The 18635-nt window shown below is 70.6% G+C and carries 18 protein-coding genes; 10 read left to right on the forward strand and 8 right to left on the reverse strand.

Annotated features, from left to right (window positions below; all coding sequences use genetic code 11):
• Positions 1-19: 19 nt before the first annotated feature.
• Positions 20-661: a snapalysin family zinc-dependent metalloprotease gene (locus tag FFT21_RS19245; RefSeq protein WP_137815300.1), complete on the forward strand. Its 642-nt coding sequence runs from the start codon at positions 20-22 to the stop codon at positions 659-661.
• 43 nt (positions 662-704) lie between these two features.
• Here FFT21_RS19245 and FFT21_RS19250 read toward each other — a convergent pair whose 3' ends face one another.
• Both FFT21_RS19250 and FFT21_RS19260 read right to left on the reverse strand, forming a co-directional pair.
• Positions 705-1364, reverse strand: a complete 660-nt coding sequence (locus FFT21_RS19250) for a transglycosylase SLT domain-containing protein (RefSeq protein WP_137815321.1) — start codon at positions 1362-1364, stop codon at positions 705-707.
• A 271-nt stretch (positions 1365-1635) separates the two neighbouring features.
• The gene (locus tag FFT21_RS19260; RefSeq protein WP_137815301.1) at positions 1636-2484 is read right to left on the reverse strand and encodes a putative protein N(5)-glutamine methyltransferase; all 849 of its coding nucleotides are present in this window, start codon (positions 2482-2484) and stop codon (positions 1636-1638) included.
• A gap of 241 nt (positions 2485-2725) precedes the next feature.
• On the opposite strand from FFT21_RS19260, the gene FFT21_RS19265 reads away from it, so the two are divergent.
• The 4 genes from FFT21_RS19265 to FFT21_RS19280 all read left to right on the forward strand — a co-directional run bounded on the left by FFT21_RS19265 (position 2726) and on the right by FFT21_RS19280 (position 6160).
• Complete coding sequence (locus FFT21_RS19265; protein ID WP_137815302.1) at positions 2726-4027, forward strand: MFS transporter; 1302 nt, start codon at positions 2726-2728, stop codon at positions 4025-4027.
• A 158-nt stretch (positions 4028-4185) separates the two neighbouring features.
• The gene (locus FFT21_RS19270; RefSeq protein WP_137815303.1) at positions 4186-5238 is read left to right on the forward strand and encodes a cytochrome c oxidase assembly protein; all 1053 of its coding nucleotides are present in this window, start codon (positions 4186-4188) and stop codon (positions 5236-5238) included.
• 25 nt (positions 5239-5263) lie between these two features.
• Complete coding sequence (locus FFT21_RS19275) at positions 5264-5539, forward strand: YggT family protein (protein ID WP_137815304.1); 276 nt, start codon at positions 5264-5266, stop codon at positions 5537-5539.
• Between the two features lie 264 nt (positions 5540-5803).
• The gene (locus FFT21_RS19280; RefSeq protein WP_137815305.1) at positions 5804-6160 is read left to right on the forward strand and encodes an STAS domain-containing protein; all 357 of its coding nucleotides are present in this window, start codon (positions 5804-5806) and stop codon (positions 6158-6160) included.
• A gap of 303 nt (positions 6161-6463) precedes the next feature.
• Here the strand turns inward: FFT21_RS19280 and FFT21_RS28880 are convergent, their stop codons facing one another.
• Positions 6464-6625 (reverse strand): hypothetical protein, encoded by a 162-nt coding sequence (locus FFT21_RS28880; protein ID WP_153816562.1) that lies wholly within the window; start codon positions 6623-6625, stop codon positions 6464-6466.
• A 381-nt stretch (positions 6626-7006) separates the two neighbouring features.
• On the opposite strand from FFT21_RS28880, the gene FFT21_RS19285 reads away from it, so the two are divergent.
• The 4 genes from FFT21_RS19285 (at position 7007) to FFT21_RS30350 (ending at position 8559) form a co-directional block, all read left to right on the forward strand.
• Positions 7007-7345, forward strand: coding sequence for a hypothetical protein (locus FFT21_RS19285; RefSeq protein WP_137815306.1), 339 nt, complete (start codon positions 7007-7009; stop codon positions 7343-7345).
• Positions 7346-7579: 234 nt separating this feature from the next.
• On the forward strand, positions 7580-8002 hold the full coding sequence (locus FFT21_RS19290; protein ID WP_137815307.1) for a DoxX family protein: 423 nt from the start codon (positions 7580-7582) through the stop codon (positions 8000-8002).
• A gap of 174 nt (positions 8003-8176) precedes the next feature.
• Complete coding sequence (locus FFT21_RS19295; protein WP_225978557.1) at positions 8177-8446, forward strand: alkaline phosphatase family protein; 270 nt, start codon at positions 8177-8179, stop codon at positions 8444-8446.
• Complete coding sequence (locus tag FFT21_RS30350) at positions 8434-8559, forward strand: hypothetical protein (RefSeq protein ID WP_264081654.1); 126 nt, start codon at positions 8434-8436, stop codon at positions 8557-8559. Before FFT21_RS19295 ends, FFT21_RS30350 begins: the two co-directional genes overlap by 13 nt.
• Before the next feature lie 78 nt (positions 8560-8637).
• Here FFT21_RS30350 and FFT21_RS19300 read toward each other — a convergent pair whose 3' ends face one another.
• The 5 genes from FFT21_RS19300 to FFT21_RS19320 form a co-directional block, all read right to left on the reverse strand.
• Positions 8638-9432, reverse strand: a complete 795-nt coding sequence (locus FFT21_RS19300) for a class I SAM-dependent methyltransferase (protein ID WP_137815309.1) — start codon at positions 9430-9432, stop codon at positions 8638-8640.
• A gap of 126 nt (positions 9433-9558) precedes the next feature.
• Positions 9559-9927, reverse strand: a complete 369-nt coding sequence (locus tag FFT21_RS19305; protein ID WP_137815310.1) for a hypothetical protein — start codon at positions 9925-9927, stop codon at positions 9559-9561.
• A 19-nt stretch (positions 9928-9946) separates the two neighbouring features.
• Complete coding sequence (locus FFT21_RS19310; protein ID WP_137815311.1) at positions 9947-10507, reverse strand: hypothetical protein; 561 nt, start codon at positions 10505-10507, stop codon at positions 9947-9949.
• 10 nt (positions 10508-10517) lie between these two features.
• The gene (locus tag FFT21_RS19315) at positions 10518-11177 is read right to left on the reverse strand and encodes an RNA polymerase sigma factor (RefSeq protein ID WP_137815312.1); all 660 of its coding nucleotides are present in this window, start codon (positions 11175-11177) and stop codon (positions 10518-10520) included.
• The gene (locus tag FFT21_RS19320; protein WP_137815313.1) at positions 11170-11571 is read right to left on the reverse strand and encodes a hypothetical protein; all 402 of its coding nucleotides are present in this window, start codon (positions 11569-11571) and stop codon (positions 11170-11172) included. The genes FFT21_RS19315 and FFT21_RS19320 overlap by 8 nt, the downstream gene beginning before the upstream one ends.
• 280 nt (positions 11572-11851) lie before the next feature.
• Here FFT21_RS19320 and FFT21_RS19325 point away from each other — a divergent pair.
• On the forward strand, positions 11852-18635 hold a 6784-nt coding region (locus tag FFT21_RS19325; RefSeq protein ID WP_137815314.1), incomplete at its 3' end, for a DNRLRE domain-containing protein.

Consider the following 18635-nt stretch of genomic DNA (forward strand, 5'->3'; position numbering starts at 1 on the left):
TCGAGCCAGGGAGAGCGCCATGCTCGGTGGAAGGGTCGGCCGGATCGCCGGCGCCGTGATCACGTTGGTGCTTCCGTTGCTGGGCGGGGCGATCGCCGAGCCGAGCGCCGAAGCGGCGCCGCCGTCCCCGCACGCCGCGCGGATCGTGTACTACGACGCCAGCGGCGCGGCGGAGTTCAAGCAGGCCGTGGACGAGGGCGCACAGGCGTGGAACGCGGCCGTGCACAACGTCCAGTTACGGCCGGCCGGCCCAGGCCAGGCGCAGGTGACCGTGCTGGCCGACGACGGATGGCCACGCACCGAACCGAGCGGCCTCGGCGCCGGCACCGTCTACATGGGACGCGAGGCGGTGAGCGAGGGCTTCTACCCGCCCCGAATCGCGGCACACGAGTTCGGCCATATCCTCGGCCTGCCCGACAACCGCAACGGCCGGTGCGACTACCTGATGTCCGGGCACAGCTCGCCGACCTCGTGCCGGAGCACCACGCCGCACCCGAGCGAGGCGCAGCAGGTGGAGCAGAACTTCGCCGGCGGGTCCGCGGCCTACCGGGTTGCCGCGGTCAAGGGCGACGACGGGTGTTTCCGGGCACCCGAATCGTCCGAGCCGTCGGCAGCGCGGGGCGGCACCGCTCGCGCGGCGGGCGCACGGCACGCGGCGTGACCGGCCGGCGCGTCCGGGCCCGCACCGGGCGCGGCGCGAGGCGTCACGACGAGCGCTTCACGGCGTGCTCGGCGGCCGGCCAGTTCGCGCGCAGCCGGTCCAGATAGGACTGTGCCTGCGCACCCGGTGGCACGCCGCGGGCGAATGCCCGCATGTTGCCGACGCCTGCGTTGTAGCCGAGGGCGAGCAACTCGTCCCTCGTGTAGGTACCGGGCGATTTCGCGGGCAACTCGTTGGCCAGGTCGTGCAGGTACCACGCGGCCGCCTCGATGGCGAGATCCGGGTCGTCGGGCAGCTCCTGCCAGTCCCGGTTGGCGAAGTCGCGCCCGCGCCTGGTCTGGTCGTACGTGGCCCTGTGCATGTTGGCGACGCCGAGCGCGGCGTCCGGTTTGATGTTCAGCCACGCGCGCTCGGAACCGGGATCGTGCGGCTTGTACGACTCGTTGTAGAGGATCGCCATCAGCAACGTCGGGTTGATCCCGGCCTGGTGGGCGCGCGCGACGACCTGAGTGGCGAACCGCGCCGGGTCCGCCTCGGCGGGCAACGCCGGCCCGGCCGGGCCGGGACTCGCCGGAGCGGGCGACGCGGCGGGCGGCACGGCGCCGGTCCGGCCGGCGTCGGTCCCGGTGCCGGTGGGCTGGCATCCGGCGGACGCGGCCACGACGGTCACCACGGCAAGCCCGGCCAACCACTGCCGACGCATCCGCACCCCCGTCTCCTCCCTACCCGGCGGCGACGGTAGCAGCCGGATGACCACCGGCGCCCGCGGAGCGCCACCCGGTCGGCTGGCGCGGAACGGGCGCGCGGGGAGTCAGGAGAGGTGCGGGAGCACCTCGGCGGCCAGCCGTTCCATCTGCTCAGCCTCGTCGAAAAGCGGGTTGAGCAGGATCATCTCCGCGCCGGCCTCGGCCACCTCGCGCAGCCCGCGCACACAGTCGTCCGGGGTGCCGGCGACGGCCCGAAGTGCGCCGCGATCACGACGGCGCTGACCCGGCGGAGCCACAAGCGCCGGCGCTTCCGACCGGCCGGGTGCCGATCACCACGGTGGCGCCCACCGCGTCGGAGTGAGCCACCCGAGGCGCCAGGTCGTGCGCGGCGAAGGCGGCGAGGGCGGCGGGTGCCTGCCGTTCGCCGGTCTCGATCAGCAGGTGACCGCCCGGCGCCAGCCACCGTGGCGCCGCCGCGGCCACCCGGCGCAGCACGTCCAACCCGTCCGGCCCGCCGTCGAGGGCCGCCCGCGGTTCGTGCACCCGCGCCTCGGGCGGCATCAGCCCGATCGCCTCGGTGGGCACGTAGGGCACGTTGGCCACCAGCACGTCGACCCGGCCGCGCAGCGTGGCCGGCAGTGGTTCGGTCAGGTCGCCCTGGTAGACCCGGCCCCCGGCGGGGGCGAGGTTCCGGCGGGCGCACGCCACCGCCGCGGGCTCGACATCGACCGCGTGCAGCTCGACGCGGCCCAGGGCGGCGGCCAGCGCGGCACCGACCGCGCCCGAGCCGCAGCACAGGTCGACGGCGACGGCGCCCGGCGCCGCGAGGTCAACGGCCAGGCGGACCAGGAACTCGGTGCGCCGGCGGGGGACGAACACACCGGCGTCCACGGCGATCCGCAGGCCGCAGAACTCCGCCCACCCGAGCACGTGCTCCAACGGTTCGCCGGCGACCCGCCGCTCCACCAGGGCGTCAAGCTCGGCCGCGGTGCGGGCCGCGGCGACGAGCAGCGCGGCCTCGTCCTCGGCGAACACGCAGCCGGCGGCCCGCAGCCTGCCGACGGCGGAAGCCCGGGTCGGCGGCGTGGACGGCGAAGAAGGTGGGGAGGCTGGCACGGGAACGCCGCGGGGGTGACTATGCCGCGCCGCCGTGCGGGGAGAGCACCCGGTCCGACCGTGCGGTCATGGGTCTCACCTCCCCGGGGCCGCCGCTGGAAACGGGGCAACACTACCGGAACCGGCGGCCGGCGGGCGCCGCCGTGGCGCTCCTGCCCGCGCCGGCGCGCCGCCGCGTCGCCTATCGTGGGGCGGTCGACGTCCCGCGTGTCGCCCGCTGAGTCGCGGAGAAGGTGAGCCGATGACCGCCGACTCCTCCGGGCGTTCCAGCCCCGAAAGCGCCCCGGAAGGCGTCTCGAACGTCTCCGAACGGCGCCCTGCCCGCACCCCCGGCTCCGAAGGTCGCTCCGAGGGGGTCGCCGCGAGAACGGCCGGGCGCGCGCGGCTGCTGCCGCTGTACGCGGCCGGGTTCGTGACCGCGTTCGGCGCGCACAGCATCGCCGCCAGCCTGGGCGCCTACACCGGCGGACCGCACGCCTCGCTGCTCGCGCTCGGCGTGCTGCTGGCCGCTTACGACGGTGCGGAAGTGCTGCTCAAACCGGTGTTCGGGGCGCTGGCCGACCGGATCGGACCGCGGCCGGTGCTGCTGGGTGGGCTGCTGGCCTTCGCCGCCGCCTCCGCCGCGTTCGTGCTCGCCGGTAGCCCCGCGCTGGTCGGCGTGGCTCGGCTCGGGCAGGGCGCGGCCGCCGCGGCGTTCTCCCCGGCCGCCGGCGCGCTGGTCGCCCGGCTCTCGCCCGGTATCCGGCACGGCCGCGCGTTCGGCGGCTACGGCGCCTGGAAGGGGCTCGGCTACACGCTCGGCCCGCTCGGCGGCGGGGTGCTGATCACCCTCGGCGGGTTCACCCTGCTGTTCGGCACCCTCGCGGTGCTGGCCCTGGCGGTCGCCGGCTGGGCACTGCGGGCGGTGCCGGCCGCGCCGCCGCTGCCCCGCACCCGGCAGACCGTGCTCGCGCTGGCGCGCCGGCTGGGCCGGGGCAGCTTCCTGCGGCCCACCGCGGCCCTCGCCGCGGTGACCGCCGCGCTGGCGGTGGGCGTCGGGTTCCTGCCGGTGGCCGGTATCGACGCCGGGCTCGGGCCGCTGGCCACTGGTGGGGCGGTGTCGCTGCTGGCCGCGTGCGCCGCCCTGGTGCAGCCCAGGGCGGGGCGTGCCCGCGACGCCGGCCGCCTTCCCGACGGCGCCGGCATGGCCGCCGGGCTGGGGCTCGCCGCGGCCGGGCTGGCCGCCGCGGCGGTGTTGCCGGGCGCGGGCGGGATCTTCACCGCCGCCGTGCTCGTCGGCGTCGGCACCGGCGTGGCCACCCCGCTCGGATTCGCGCACCTGGCCGCCACCACACCCACCGAGCGGCTGGGCCAGACCATGGGCGCCGCCGAGGTGGGCCGTGAACTCGGCGACGCGGGCGGCCCGCTGGTCGTGGGCATGCTCGCGGCCGGGCTGTCGCTGGGCGCCGGCCTGGCCGGACTCGCCGTGCTGCTCGCCCTCGTGGCCGTCGCGGTCGCCGGCGCCCATGCCCCGCCCGCGGACACCTCGCCCGGCCACCCGTGACCCAACCGCCAGGCGGCCGGCGCCCGTGCCCGCGCCGCGCCCGCTGCGTACCCCGATGGCGCGTGCAACCCTTTCCGGGTGGGAGGATGGCGGTGGCACCGCCGCCATCCGGTTGTCGGGTGCGAGCCGCGGTGCGTTCCACAGAGGACTGAGAAGCGATGTCGGGTGCCGAACCACTGACCTGGCGCGCCGCCCTGACGGTGTGGGACATGCCGCTTCCCGCGGCGGTTCTTCTCGTGCTGGCCGCCGCGCTCTACCTGTGGGGCGTGACCAGGGCCGCGCGGTGGCCGTGGCCCAACACGGTGTCCTTCCTCGCCGGGCTGCTGGTGACCGCCGTCGCGGTGGGCGGCAGCGTCGGGGTGTACAGCCACGTGCTGTTCGTGATGCACATGGTCCAGCACCTGGCCCTGATCGCGGTGGCACCGATCCTGCTGGTCCTCGGGCACCCGCTGGAGTTGCTGCGCCGCACGACCACGGGACGGCCGCGCGACCTGCTGCGCCGAGCCGGGCGGAGCCGCGTCGTCACGGTGGTGACCCACCCGCTGGTCGTGTTCGTCTGCTACGCCGTCGTGGTCTTCGGCACCCACCTGACCGGCTTCCAGCAGGGCGCCATGACCGTCCCGGCGCTGCACCCGGCGGAGGAGGTCCTGTACCTGGCCAGCGGCTATCTCCTGGCCCTGCTGGTGCTCGGCGACGGGCCGCTGCCGCGCCGGTTCCCCTACCTGATGCGGGTGGTGTTGCTGCTGGTGGGCATGGTGGTGGACACCGTGGTCGGCGTCACCCTGCTGATGACCACGCACGAGCCCTTCCCCGCCTACGCCGAGATGGCGCGTACCTGGGGCCCCGATCCGCTCACCGACCTGCACTGGGGCGGCGCGCTGATGTGGGTCGGCGGCGACGGGTTGATGACCGCGCTGGCCATCGTGGTGATCGCGGCGTGGCTGCGGTCCTCCGAGGGCGGCGATCTCGGACCCTGGCTGGAGGCGGCCCGGCGGTCCGCGCTGCTCGGCACCGGGGCGGGAGAAGGAGCCGGCGCGGACCGCGACACCGCGCCTGCCGGCACCGCCGACATCGACGAGGACGAGGAGGCGCTGCGCGCCTACAACGCGATGCTCGCCCGGCTGTCCGCGACCGAGCGGGACCAGCACCGCCGCGGGCCGGACGCCGGGACCGACCGCGGTCGCCCCCGGCGACCGCCGTCCACGGAGTAGCGTGGCCAGCACGAAGGAGTGCGCCATGAGCCTCATCGGAACCGTACTCGGCTACGTCCTGACAGCGTTCGTCGTGCTGCTGCTCGCCCGGCTGGTGCTGGACTGGGCGGGTGTGGTGACCAGCGGTCCGGCGTGGATGAGCCGGGCCCGGGCGCTGGCCCGCGCTGGGACGGAACCCGTGATCGCACCGGTACGCCGGGTCCTGCGGCCGGTGCGGGTCGGTGGGCTGTCGATCGACCTGGCGTTCACCGCGGTGTTCCTCGTCGCGCTGGTGCTGCGCTCCATCGCCTTCAACCTGTAGCGGTCGGTGGACGACCGCGGTCGGGCGGGAGCGGGCACCGGGCCGGCGTCAGAACGCTGACAACTTGATCGATCATGCTCGCCGGAGCGCCGGGTCGGTTTGCCGGGGATAGGTACGGTCGGAGGCGGACGCACCAGAAACGGCTCGACCACGGGAGCCTCGGCGGACACCGAGTCCCGTTCCGCGTTGCGAGGGCCCGGTTGATGGGTTTCCGCCAAAGGCGACCCGTGCCGAGCCGACAGGCGCCGACAAGGTGGCATCACGATGGGAAGTGCCCTGCACATCCGAAACGACAGCCCCGACCATGCCCTGGTGGTCCGCGTCTCCGGCGAGGTGGACATGACCACCGCCGCCCAGCTGGAACGGCAGCTCGAGCAGGCCTGCGCGCAGGCCGGTCCGGAGGCGGCCGTGGTGGTGGACCTGCTCGACGTGTCCTTCCTCGACGCCGCCGGCCTGGGCGCCATGGTGCGGGTACAGCAGCGCTGCCACCAGCACGGGCACCGGCTGCGGGTGGTGGCCAGCCACCGCCCGGTGCTGCGACCGCTGACCCTGACGGGTCTCGACGCGGTTCTCGAAGTCGTGCCGTCCCTCGCGGACGCCCTGCACCCTGAGGCGGACTGACCGGGTGCCCGGCACGGCCGGGCGGTGTCTGCCGGGAACCGGTGCGCAGGCACCGGCGCAGCCGCGGCAACTGTGGCCAGCCCGACGCTCCCGGAGCGAAGCGGTCCGCCGGCCCGCATACGAGGGCGCCACTGCCCAGAACACACACCTCACGCTCACGCCCGATCGAGAGTTCCTGTCCGCACCGTTCGTATTGCGGGGAACGACCCCCGTTGGGTGGCAGGGTAAGCGCTCACACCGCGGGTCGCAGTGGCACGGATGGCCCGCTCGGTACCGGCGCGCGCGACCGCGCGGAGTCGGTAGCTACGGGTGGCGCCGACGTCTGGTCAGCAGCACGATAACGGCAAAAAAGAGGGTACCCACGACCAGGGTGACGAGGAGTGGGTTGGCGACATTCAACAGCGTGGCGATCACATCCGCCGCCGCGTACGAACCTACGAATCCGAGAATGAGCGGCACGAGCATCGACGAGGCACCTCCTGGCCAACCGACGGAGAGGGACGGTACTGGGAGAAATACCGGTCGCGCCGCCGCGGCGGTGATCGCGGGCGCGATGTCGACGAGGTCGCGCCTAAACTGGACGAACCCATTCCAACGGCGTCGCTCCTGGTCGTGGCGTCGATCGCGCCGCATATTACGTCAGGGACACGGTCACGTCCAACATCGGCCGGACCTGCTTTTCACCCGCAGCGCCGGAAATCTACGGTGAGTTGTTTTCAGATTCAACCTGGCACCATTTGTCGCAATTCGGCAGGGGTGGAAGCAACTGAACGTGAGCGGCGCTGACGGATGTCCTGCGGCTTTACCTCGGCAGGGCGTGCGTCACGCTTGAGCGTTGCTATAGCGATGATCACGCCGGCGCTGGCGACCAGGCGAGCGGCGGTGCGGGTGGCGGGGCACCATCCTGGCGCCGCCGCGTCGGGTGAGGTGGCCGATCGCCCGCGCGGCCCCGAACCGCCGGCCCGGCCCCAGGCGGCGCACCACCTGCCCGCCGTTTCCGGGCAACCGGCCGCGGAACCGGCACCCACCACGCCCAAACAAAAACCGTTCGCGTATTACCACACCCATGAGTGGTACGTAAAAGCGTCGGCCGCCGCGTTCTGGCGCGGCTCGAACCGGTATCCCGAATTTCTCGTACTTTGGGCAGGCTCCAGAAGATGCCGGCTCTTCGGCGACATGGCGTGACCGGGTCGGCCGATCGGTCCACGTGGCACGGGACCTTCGCCCCCCTTTCGGGGCGACCTCCGGGTGCGCCACCGATCCGCACCTTTTCGGAAACGAACGTTGGTCTTACGGTGGGGTAGGAGCCAGCGTGGCCAGGGAGGAGTTATCATGAAAGTGTTTCCTGTCCACGTCGCTGGTCGGGCGACGACCGAGAGAGCGGGGGTTGAGCGGCGGCCTCCGATGATCCGGCGTCCGATGGACCGGGCAGGCGGGGCGATCCTGTCCGCCGTTCGGATCGTCGTTTCTTTCCTCTTTCTCTGCCATGGAGTCGCGATCCTCTTCGGAGCGCTCGGCGGCGCCTATGGCAGGCCGGGATCGACGGCTCCCGTCGGGGCGTGGCCACAGTGGTGGGCGGGTCTGATCCACCTGGTGGCGGGTGGCCTGGTGCTGGTCGGCCTGTTCACCGTGCCGGCGGCGCTGCTCAGTTCGGGGGAGATGGCCTTCGCGTACTTCACCGTCCATCAGCCGCTCGGCGTGCTGCCCCTGCAGAACCACGGCGAACTGGCTGCCCTGTACGCCTGGGTGTTTCTGCTGATCGCGGTGCTGGGTCCCGGGCCATATGCGCTCGACAGCCTGCTTCGTCGACGACATCGGCTACCCGCTCCGAGAAAGGAATGACCATCCCGCCGCAGCGGGCGACCAATCCAACCGAGGAGGGTGCTGGTACGGGTTCGCGGTGGACCGGTCGGGCGCCACGGCCGTTCACCGCGAGACGCCCGATCCGGGATTCGTCACGCCGCGACGGCCAAGGCCTGCCACCAGCGCACATTTTGATTAACTCATGTTCGTCATATGGTCGTGTCGCTACCCGCGTGCCGCCGAGTAGTTCCTGAAGAGCAGGTAGGTGTCGAGGTCGCGGACAACGACCTCGCCACCGGCAAGATCGTCGACGAGATCTCGCACAGCCCGTACTGGAAGGACTCGGCGCTCTTCGTGGTCGAGGACGACTCCCAGGGCGGTGTCGACCACGTCGACGGCCACCGTGCCCCGATCCAGATCATCAGCCCCTGGACGCAGCACGGCACACGATCCGGCACGATGACCGGACGATGGTGCCGCTGACCCAGCGGCCTGGCGGCCTGCAGGCGCCGGTGGAGATCCTCATCCTGTTCGGTCCGCAGGGCGAGCGCATCCACGTCCGCGCGAAAAGCCGAGGCCGGTCCGGCCGCGGTTGACGCCCGGTTTTCCCAGTTCGTGGCCCTCCTCGGCAGCCAAGCGCACACCGGCGTCAGTACTTGGCTGCTGTTGTCCCGTCAGCTCGGACCTTTGCGTCCGACGAGATGAAAGACGCGGCTGAGTTGGCGGTAGGGGTCTCGCCGACTGGCTTCGAGTTCGACCGCGGCCGTCGCCGCTACCTGCTTTGAGTCGGTTGGGTCCAGCTCGGCCCCGCTGAACTCGAGCCAGTCGACAAAGAGCCATACCCCGTACCAGCACAGTGGCTGCACGCCGCGGCTGCGCATGAGCTCGCTGAGTTCTTCCACCGTGTCGGCTCGGCCCGGCACTCCGAGCACCCCGATCTCGGTTCTGGCGTCGAACGACGCCAGAGCGTCGTCCCAGCGCCGTTCCAGGGCCGGGCGCACCGCCATCGCCTTGGCGTTGCCCGTCATGATCGAGACGAGGCCGCCGGCAGCAGCGCAGCGGCACAGCTGGTTGACCAGCGGCTCCGGCTGCTCGTGGTATCCGAGCACGCCATGGCACAACACGGCGGCGAAGCGTTGACCATTCACCGCCTCATCGGCGTTCTCGCCGTCGGCGTGCACGAGCGTCACCCGCCGCTGGACCTCAGGCGGCAGCCGCTGGAGCCGCTGTCGAGCTTTGTCGAGCATCGCCGGTGACGAGTCGAGCAACGTCACGTCGTAGCCGGCTTGGGCCAGCGGAAACGACTGATGGCCGGCGCCGCCGCCGACATCGAGCACGGGCGCTGGAGGCGCCGGCAGATGCTCGAGCAGCTGCTGGTGCATCACATAGGTGCGCACGTACCCCTTCACCGAGGCATAAGCCTCATCGGCAAAGTGGTCAGCCAAGCTGGCCCAGGTGTCGTCGCCCACCACAGCAACGTACATCTGAGCAACTCGTCGAACGCGAATCACCGACCGGGCCGCTGGGTCAGGTCCACGGTGAGCAGGGTGGCGTCGGCATCGCAGGCGACGGATGCCATCCGGTCATTGGGCGCGTCAGTAGAGGTAGATGTCGACCAGGAGAGCACCAAGTGCGGCGAGCCCGGCCAGTGAGGTCGCCCGGTGACCGGCGGCCGTGCGTAGCGGTCCGAAGCCGAGGATCAGCGCTGCGGCGGCGAGGGCGAAGACACCGGAGCCGGTGTCCTGCCAGCTGATCGGGAAGACCACGATGGGGGCGTCGGTGAAGAACTGGTCCGCGTGGGTGGTCCGCAGTATCGCGTTCCAGGCAACTGGCCCGGCGATCGCGCCCGCGGCGACCGCGGCCAGGATGGCTGGCCGCCGTTCGCGGGCGATCAGCAGAACGAGCAGGACGGCCAGGGCCGCGGAGAGTGCGGTGCCGTAGGCGATGACGCCCCAGGACAGCATCAGCGGGTGCCCTTTTTGGTCAGGGGCCGTTCGGGTGCGGTCCGTTTGCCGGCCCACCGACCGCGTGCTTGGCCCAGCCCGTCGAGTGGCGCGGTGAGCGCTGCGCCCCGGTCGCCCTAACGGTTGTCGGTGGGAATTCGGCGGTGGACGGTGGGCGCTGGCCGGGCTCCGTCGTGACGCCATTGCCCGGCGCCGGCGGAGTGGTCCGTTGGGGGCTGCGATGCGGCGTGGGTGTGGCGCCCCCGGACACCGAGGGCGGTTGGGGGCGCACGGGGGACGCGGGTGGTTGCGGGTGTTGCGCTGCGGCGGCGATGCCGCAGAGGGAGAGTGCGGCGAGCGTCGCCGCGACCGTGGCACGCAGGACGCGGTGGTTGCGGGCGGGACCGGCGGTCGGTGGTGCGGCCGCCTGGTACTCGGCGAGCATGCGTTCCTCGCCGGCGAGCGCGCGCTCGCGGTCCGGTGTGGCGGCCGCGGCGAGCAGTTCCGCCAGCGAGTCCGTGGTCGCCGGGTCGCCGCGCGCTGCTGCCTTGAGGAGGCTGTCGATGCGGTCGGGGTCCTGATGGGGGGTGTCGTCGGTCATGTGGCTTCTTTCAGGCCCCGGTCGGTGTGGGTGGAACGGATGGTAGCTGTGCTGGGACACCAACGTCGTTGCCGGCGTCCGAGGTGGATGGTTGAAGCCGTCTGGCGAGGTTGCGTAATCCTCGGTGCAGGGCGGTGCGGATGGCGCCGGGAGTTTTGTCGAGGACCTGCGCGGAGGTTGCGGTGTCGAGGCCGACCACCACGCGCAGCAGGATGGCCTGGGCCTGGTCGGGGGGCAGTGCACCGATGATGGCGAGCGCGGCGGCGGTGTCGATGGCGTTGAGCACGTCGCGTTCGGTGTCCTCGCGGGCGGGTTGGTGGGGGAGGTGTTGTGGGGCGAGGGGGATGGTGGGGCGCCGTCGTCGGAGGTGGTCGATGGCGCGGTGGCGGGCGATGGTGACGGCCCAGGCGCGGAAGTCGTTTCCGTTGCCGGAGAAGGAACGCAGGTCGCGGGCGATGCGGCTCCATGTCTCGGAGGCGACGTCCTCCGCGTCGGTTTCCCCGACCATGGCGCGCAGGTAGTTCAGCAGCCGTGGTTGCAGGGTTCGGTAGAGGTGACGGACGGCGCCTTCGTCGCCGGCTCGCGCCCGCGTCACGGCGGTGTCCAGCGCGGCGTCGACGAGGCCGGGTGTGGGGGAACCGTCGCGGTCACCGTCGCGACGGTCAGGCATCGGGCTGTCGGGGGCTGCCTGTGGTGGTGGACGCGTGGCAGGTCGCTCGGCCGTATGCACCCTGGGCGAGGGAGCTGCTGACGCGGTGACCGTCGACGCTGATCGAGCAGGTGGCCTGGCCGCCCTGCTGGCCGAGGACGACGGTCAGGCTCACCGGGTGGGCACCGACGGGCTCCTGCACCGTGGTGTGCCAGGGGAGTGTGGCGTGTGACGCGGTGCCGCCGGACCAGGTGATGTCGGCGGTTCCCTGGCCGTCGACGGCGAAGGTGATGCCGCGCTTGGCGACGTTGTCGGCCTGATCCGGTGAGGCGCCGCAGCCGGCGAGGAGCAGGGCGAGGGTGACGCCGGCGAGTGCGGTGGATGTGGGCGGCCATCTTCGGACCGATGTGGACATGGTCCTCTCCCGGTTCGGTGGAATGGGCTGCCTGGAGCACCGGTGGTGAGCGCATCGATCGTTGCCGCCGCGGTCGGCCGGAGCCGATGCGAAGGAACCGTAAGGAGTTGGTCAGCGGCTGCGCATGCCCCATTCGGGTGACGCGGCAGGCAACACAGAACTACAGGGTGATGTAGGTCACTTCTGTTGATGGGGGTGTGACTCCCGCGGTCGCCGCTGCGGTCAGCGACGTGGAGCCACGCGAATGCCGCGTGTGCCCGGCTGACCGAAGGGTTGCTCGATGGGCCAGTTGCGTCGGATCGCTGCCGTGCTTGTCGTGTTCGTGTTGTGTGTTGCGGGATCGCCGCAGCTGGCTTTCGCGGCCGCGCAGGCCTCGGCCGCCACGCCGAGCGCCGCCTCCGGTTCGGGCGGACACGCGTGGTGGGACCCGTTCGGCTGGTTCACCGGCGGGTCGCACCGGGCGGATCCGAAGCCGACGACGTTCACCTGGTCGCCGCCGAAGGGGCACACCCCGCCGGGTGTGCGCATCGATCCGAACGCACATCCGGTGGGGGAGTTGCCGGAGCGGCGCACGGCGAACTCCACGTCCTACCGGCTGTCCGACGGTCGGGTGCAGGAGGTGGTGTCGGCGGCGCCGATGCACTACCGGGACGCCCGCGGCCAGTGGCAGCCGATCGGCACGTCGGTCGGTCCGGTTAGTCATGGCGCTGGTTTCACGTTGGGCAGTGAGGCGAACGCGTTCCACACGTACTTCTCGTCGTCGGCGTCGTCGCTGGTGCGCGTGGAGCAGGGCAGCGCGTTCGTGCAGGTGGGTGTGGACGGTGCCCGCGCGGACGCGCCGAGCGTGTCCGGTGACACGGTGAGGTATCCGGGCGCGCTGGGTGGCGCGGATCTGGCGTACCAGGTGGGGGCGTCCGGGGTGAAGGAGCGGATCGTCCTCACCAAGCCGCCCGCCCCGGGCGCCTCCTACGGGTTCACGCTGACGCTGGGCGGGTTGACCCCGAAGCAGCGCGGCGACGGGTCGATCGCGTTCTACGGCACCGAGTCCGACCACCCGGCGTTCGTGATTCCGGCGCCGTACATGTCGGACGCGCACGCGGACGCGGACTCGCCGTACGGGGTGGCGTACTCGACGAAGGTCGCGCAGCACATGGTGTGGGACGCCAAGACCGGCGTGCTGCACGTGACGGTGACCCCGGATGCGGCGTGGCTGGCGGCGAAGGACCGCCAGTACCCGGTGACCATCGACCCGACGATCGCGGTCGCGCCGACCCCCACCGACGCCGCGAACGTGATGATCCTGCAGGACTCGCCATCGTCCAATTTCGACACCAGTTGGCGGTTGTCGGTGGGGACGACGTCGACGGGTGCGGCCCGTGCGCTGATCAAGTTCCCGATGCCGTCGGCGCCGGCCGGCACGACGATCACCTCGGCGTCGCTGAAGCTGTACTACGACCAGTACTTCACCACGGGTGCCAACAACGTGGCGTTGGAAGCGCACGCGGCGACCGCCGCCTGGGATCCGACGACGGCCACGTGGAACAGTGCGAACGGCATCACGGGAGCGCTGGCCGGGTCGACCACCAAGCAGGCCGGCGTGCGCGGCGTGTGGAACACCTACCCGGTCACCTCGACGGTGCAGGGCTGGCTCAACGGCACCTCGCCGAACTACGGGTTCGTGGTCAAGGCGGCGGACGAGGCCACGCTGGGGCAGGGCGGTCCGCGGTATGAGGCGTCTATCCTCGGCTACGGCGGGGAGACGGTGAACTACCCGGAACTCGTGATCACCTACGGGGTGCCGGGCGTGTCGGTGAACCCGCCGACGGTCATCCACGCCACGGGGGCTGAGCTGTCCTGGCCCGCCTACACCAACACCACCGGCGACTCGGGCAACGACCTGGTCGAGTACCAGGTGCACCGCAGCGTGTACCAGACGTTCACCCCGGACGCGTCCACCGAGGTGGCTCCGGTCGCCTCCGGCACGACGAGCTTCGTGGACTCCACCGCGCAGCCCACGCCGACCAGTTCCAGCGACCCCTACGGCAACGCCTACTACTACATGGTCGCGGTGAAGACCGCGTCCGGTGCGCTGATCCCGGGGCCGACCCAGTTGGCGCGGCTGCCCAAGGCCGGGCTGACCACGGTCATCATGCGGCAGGGGGCGGCCACGACGCTGTCCTCGGCGCAGCCGAACACGGTGCTGGGCACGCTGTCCGACTCCGGGTTGCAGCAGCCGTGGCTGGAGGTGGGCGACAACTCCGGCACCTACGGCACGGCGCGGGCGGTGTTCAACTTCGGCGCGTTGCCGTCGACGATCCCGGCGAACGCCACGGTGATGGACGCCTACCTGCGGTTGTGGCAGTTCGAGACGCACACGGACACCTCGGGGGCGGTGTACGAACTGCACGCGTTGACCCGGGCGCCCACCATCTCCCAGGCGACGTGGAACAACGCCACCTCGACCACGGCGTGGACGACACCGGGCGGGGACTACAACGCGACCGCGGACGGCACGGTCTCCGGGTTGACCAACGACCCGAACCGGCAGAACTTCGACGCCACCGCGATCGTGCAGGGCTGGGTCAACAATCCGGCGTCCAACGACGGGCTCGAGGTGAAGCTGGCCGACGAGTCGCCGACGGCGCCGCAGGAGCGGACCCTGTTCGCCGGCACCAACACCGCCGAGCCGCTGCTGGCGCCGACGCTGGTGGTCACCTACCTAGACCCGACCACCGAGAACACCTACTACGCGCCCAGCACGCCGGCCAAGACGGTGCCCGGCACCACGTACACGGTGCCGGTGACGATCAACAACACCACCGGCTCCACCTGGTCGGCGGCGAGCGAGAAGCTGACCTACCACTGGACGCTGCCCGACGGCACCGACGTCACCAACACCACTAACCAGCTGCAGACCGCGCTGCCGGCGGACATGGCACCGGGGTCGCAGCAGACGGTCAACGCGCAGGTCACCCCACCGACGCCAGCAGACACCAACGACAAGGGCCAGTACACCCTGTCCTGGGACATGCTCAACACGTCCACCGGCACCTACCTGTCGTCCCAGACCGGCGGCATCGGGTCGCTGAACCAGGCCGTGGGCGTGGAACAGTCCGGGTCCAACCAACTCGGCCTGGAAAGCTTCTACCAGTACACCCACACCGACACCGGAGCCGGCTCGGCGCTCTACACCAACGACGCCTCCGGCAACACGGTGTGGAACTACAACGCGTTCTCCAACCCCTCCCGCGGGTTCGCCACGTTCGCCCGCATGTCGTACAACTCGTTGGACACCACCGACTCCACGGCCGGGTTCGGCTGGTCGGTGCAACTGTCCACGCCCACCCGGTTGGGCACGCCGCTGGACTTCCACCCCAACCCGAACCCGACCGAGATCACCTTCGTCGACGGCGACGGCACCAGCCACGTCTTCACCTGGAACTCCACCACCAGCACCTGGACCGCCCCGGCCGGGGTGCACCTGTACCTGCAACAGCTCGCCTCGTGCGGGCCGCGGGTCACCAACGCCCGCGCCTGGGAGATGACCAGCCCGGACCGCACCCAGTTCTTCTACGACTGCGAGGGTTTCCCGACCTCCATGGTGGACAAGAACGGCAACGAGGCCGACTTCACTTACAGCGACCGGAAGTCGGAGAACAAGCCCGAGGAGTTCCTCGCCTACATCACCGACCCGACCGGCCGGCGCACCCTGACCGTCACCTACTTCACCAAGGGCGACAACTACAACTACATCGACTCCAACGGCAACCTCGCCTCGGGCACCAACCTCACCAACCCGAAGATCATCGACCACGTCAAGTCCATCACGGACATCTCCGGACGTGAGATCGACTTCCTCTACACCACCAACGGGCTGCTGGCCCGCATGGTCGACGGCGCGGGCACCAGTATCGCCAAGACGTTCAACTTCGCCTACGACGCCACGCAGGGCATGAAGAACGTCAAGCTGGTCCAGGTCACCGACCCGCGCGGCAACAACACCCACGTCTCCTACTACGACCCGGTCACCGACCCGAAGTTCCACTGGTGGACGCAGAACGTCACCGACCGGCTGAACCACACCACGGGCTTCGCCTACACCGAACCCGGCACCATCACCAATGCGGCGATCAAGACCACCGTCACCGACGCCAACAACCACGCGTACAACTACCAGATCGACGGCACCGGCCGGCTGCTGCAGGCCGTCGACCCGCTCAACGAAACCACCAGCCTGGTCTGGGACGGCGACAACAACGTCACCTCACTGACCGAGGCCAACGGCGCCGTCACCACGTGGACCTACGACCCCAACACCGGCTACCCGCTGACACACAAGGACGCGCAGGCCAACCACGACAACACCGCCGCCACGACGTACACGTACCAAACCTCGTTGAACGGGCACGTCGCCGACATCACCGACAAGGTCAGCGCCGCCGGCCGGCACTGGCACTTCGGCTACGACGCCAACGGCAACCTCACCTCGGTGCAGGACCCCAACGGCACCGCCGCGGGCTCCGGCTACACCACCACCTACACCTACGACACCGTCGGTGACCTGCTCACGGTCACCGACGCCAACAACCACACCACCACGTACGCCAACTACGACCCGAGCGGCTACCCGAAGACCACCACGGACGCGCTGAACCACGCCTCGACCGCGGTGTACGGGCCGCGCGGTGAGGTCACCTCGGTCACCGACGCCCTCGGGCACACCACCACGCAGAACTACGACACGTTCCTGCGCCCGCTGGACGGCAGCACCCCCAAGGACCAGGCGAACGGCGTCTACATCACCACCCCCGCCCCGGTGTACGACGCCAACGACAACATCACCCAGAAGACGGCGCCCAACGGGGCGGTGTCCACCGCGGTCTACGACGCCGACGACCGGGCCACCTCGTCCACCCTGCCGAAGGACACCACCTCCGCGCCGACGCGCACCACCACGTACACCTACGACGCGGTCGGCAACCGGCTGACGGTGACCACCCCGAACGGCAACGTTCCCGGCGCGCCACCCGGCTCGTACACCACCACCATCGGCTACGACGCGATGAACCAGCCGACGACGGTCACCGACGCGCTGAACAACCGCACCACGATGGCGTACGACAACGTCGGCAACAAGATCTCCGTCACCGACCCGCTCAACCACACCACCACGACCGCCTACGACCTGGACCACCGACCCACCACGGTCACCGACCCGGCCAACCACACCACCACGACCGCCTACGACCCGGACGGTGCGAAGGTCTCCACCACCGACGCCAACGGCAACACCACCCGCTACACCAACGACGCCGACGGCCACCTCACCCAGGTGCAGGTGCCGCACACCAGCTCCGGCGGCACCATCACCTACAACACCACCCAGTACACCTACGACCAGGTCGGCAACCGCACCGCGATCATCTCCCCGCGCGGCGTAGCCTCCGGCATCGCCAACGCGTACACGGTCAAAACCAGCTACGACGCGGACAACCGCAAGATCGCCGAGTTCGGCGCCTACAACCCGAACGACCCGACCTACAACACCGCGCCGGAAACCGACTACAGCTACGACGCCGCCGGCCGGCTGACCCAGGTCAGCGCCCCCGCCTCCGGTGGCAGCAACGTCCGCGCGGTCACCAACTACACCTACTGGGACAACGGCTGGACCAAGACCTCCACCGACCCCTGGTCCATCACCACCTCCTACGACTACAACGCCCTGGGCAAGCAGACCTCCCGCACCATCACCTCCGCCGGCGGCTCGTCGTCGCGCACCCAGGGCTGGGGCTACTACCCGGACGGCAAGCTGCAGAGCCGCACCGACAATGGCGTCCCGGTCGGCCTGCAGGTGGAGATGGTCGACAACTCCGACACCCAGAACGTCAGCTCCACCGGCACCTGGACCGCGTCCACCACCGGCAGCGGATACAACGGGTACAACTACCAAACCCACGCCGCCGGTGCCGGAACCGACTCGTTCACCTGGAACCTCAACATCCCCGAAGACGGCACCTACCAGGTCTACGTGTGGTACCCGGCCGTGACCGGCGCCGCGACCGGTGCGCAGTACACCATCAACTACAGCGGCGGGCAGGCCACCCAGACCGTCAACCAGACCACCAACACCGGCACCTGGGTCTCCCTCGGCTCCTACGCCTTCACCCAGGCCGGCACCGGCCAGGCCATCTCCCTGGCGCAGAACTCCGGCGGCACGGTCGTCGCGGACGCGGTCAAGGTGGTCCGCAACAACTCCGGTGACACCCAACCCAACCCGGAGTCGTTCAGCTACAGCTACGACCCGAACGGCAACGTCACCGACGTCGCCGACAACTCACCCAACGCCCAGTTCAACGACTACGCCTACACCTACGACGGGCTGAACCGGCTGACCCAGCTGCAGGAGAAGCTCTCCGGCACCGTCAAGCACACCACCGGCTTCAGCTACGACAACGCCGGCAACCCGCTCAGCGAAACCCACGACGCATCCAGCGCCACCTACAGCTACGACGTCCGCAACCTGCTCACCCAGGTCGTCAACAAGGAAACCGCCAGCGACACCGGTAAGACCACCAGCTACACCTACACCGCGACGAAGAAGGTGGCGACCCAGACCAAGGGCAACGGCAACGTCGTCACGTTCACCTACAACCTGGACGACTCCATCGCCACCTCGGTGGAGAAGACTTCCGGCGGCACGGTGGTCGCCCAGCACACCTACACCTACGACCCGAACGGCAATCAGACCCAGGACGTCTCGGTCACCCAGAACGCCGACAACCATGCCGCCACGCTGAACCGCACCGCCACCAACACCTACACCCCGGCGGACAAGGTTCAGACCGTTACCAACTCCGACGGCAACAACAACCAGTCCTACACCTACGACCTCGCCGGCAACATCACCGCCCAAACCATCGGCGGCACCAGCACCAGCTACGTCTACGACCGCAACCGCCTGCTGACCGCCACCACCAGTGGGAGTACCGCGCGCTACAACTACGACCCGTTCGGCCGCACCGACACCGTCACCGCCGCGGGTCAGGTGATCCGCCGCTACAGCT

Origin of the sequence: Gandjariella thermophila, assembly GCF_005405885.1 — a bacterium.
In the GTDB taxonomy this organism is placed as follows: domain Bacteria; phylum Actinomycetota; class Actinomycetes; order Mycobacteriales; family Pseudonocardiaceae; genus Gandjariella; species Gandjariella thermophila.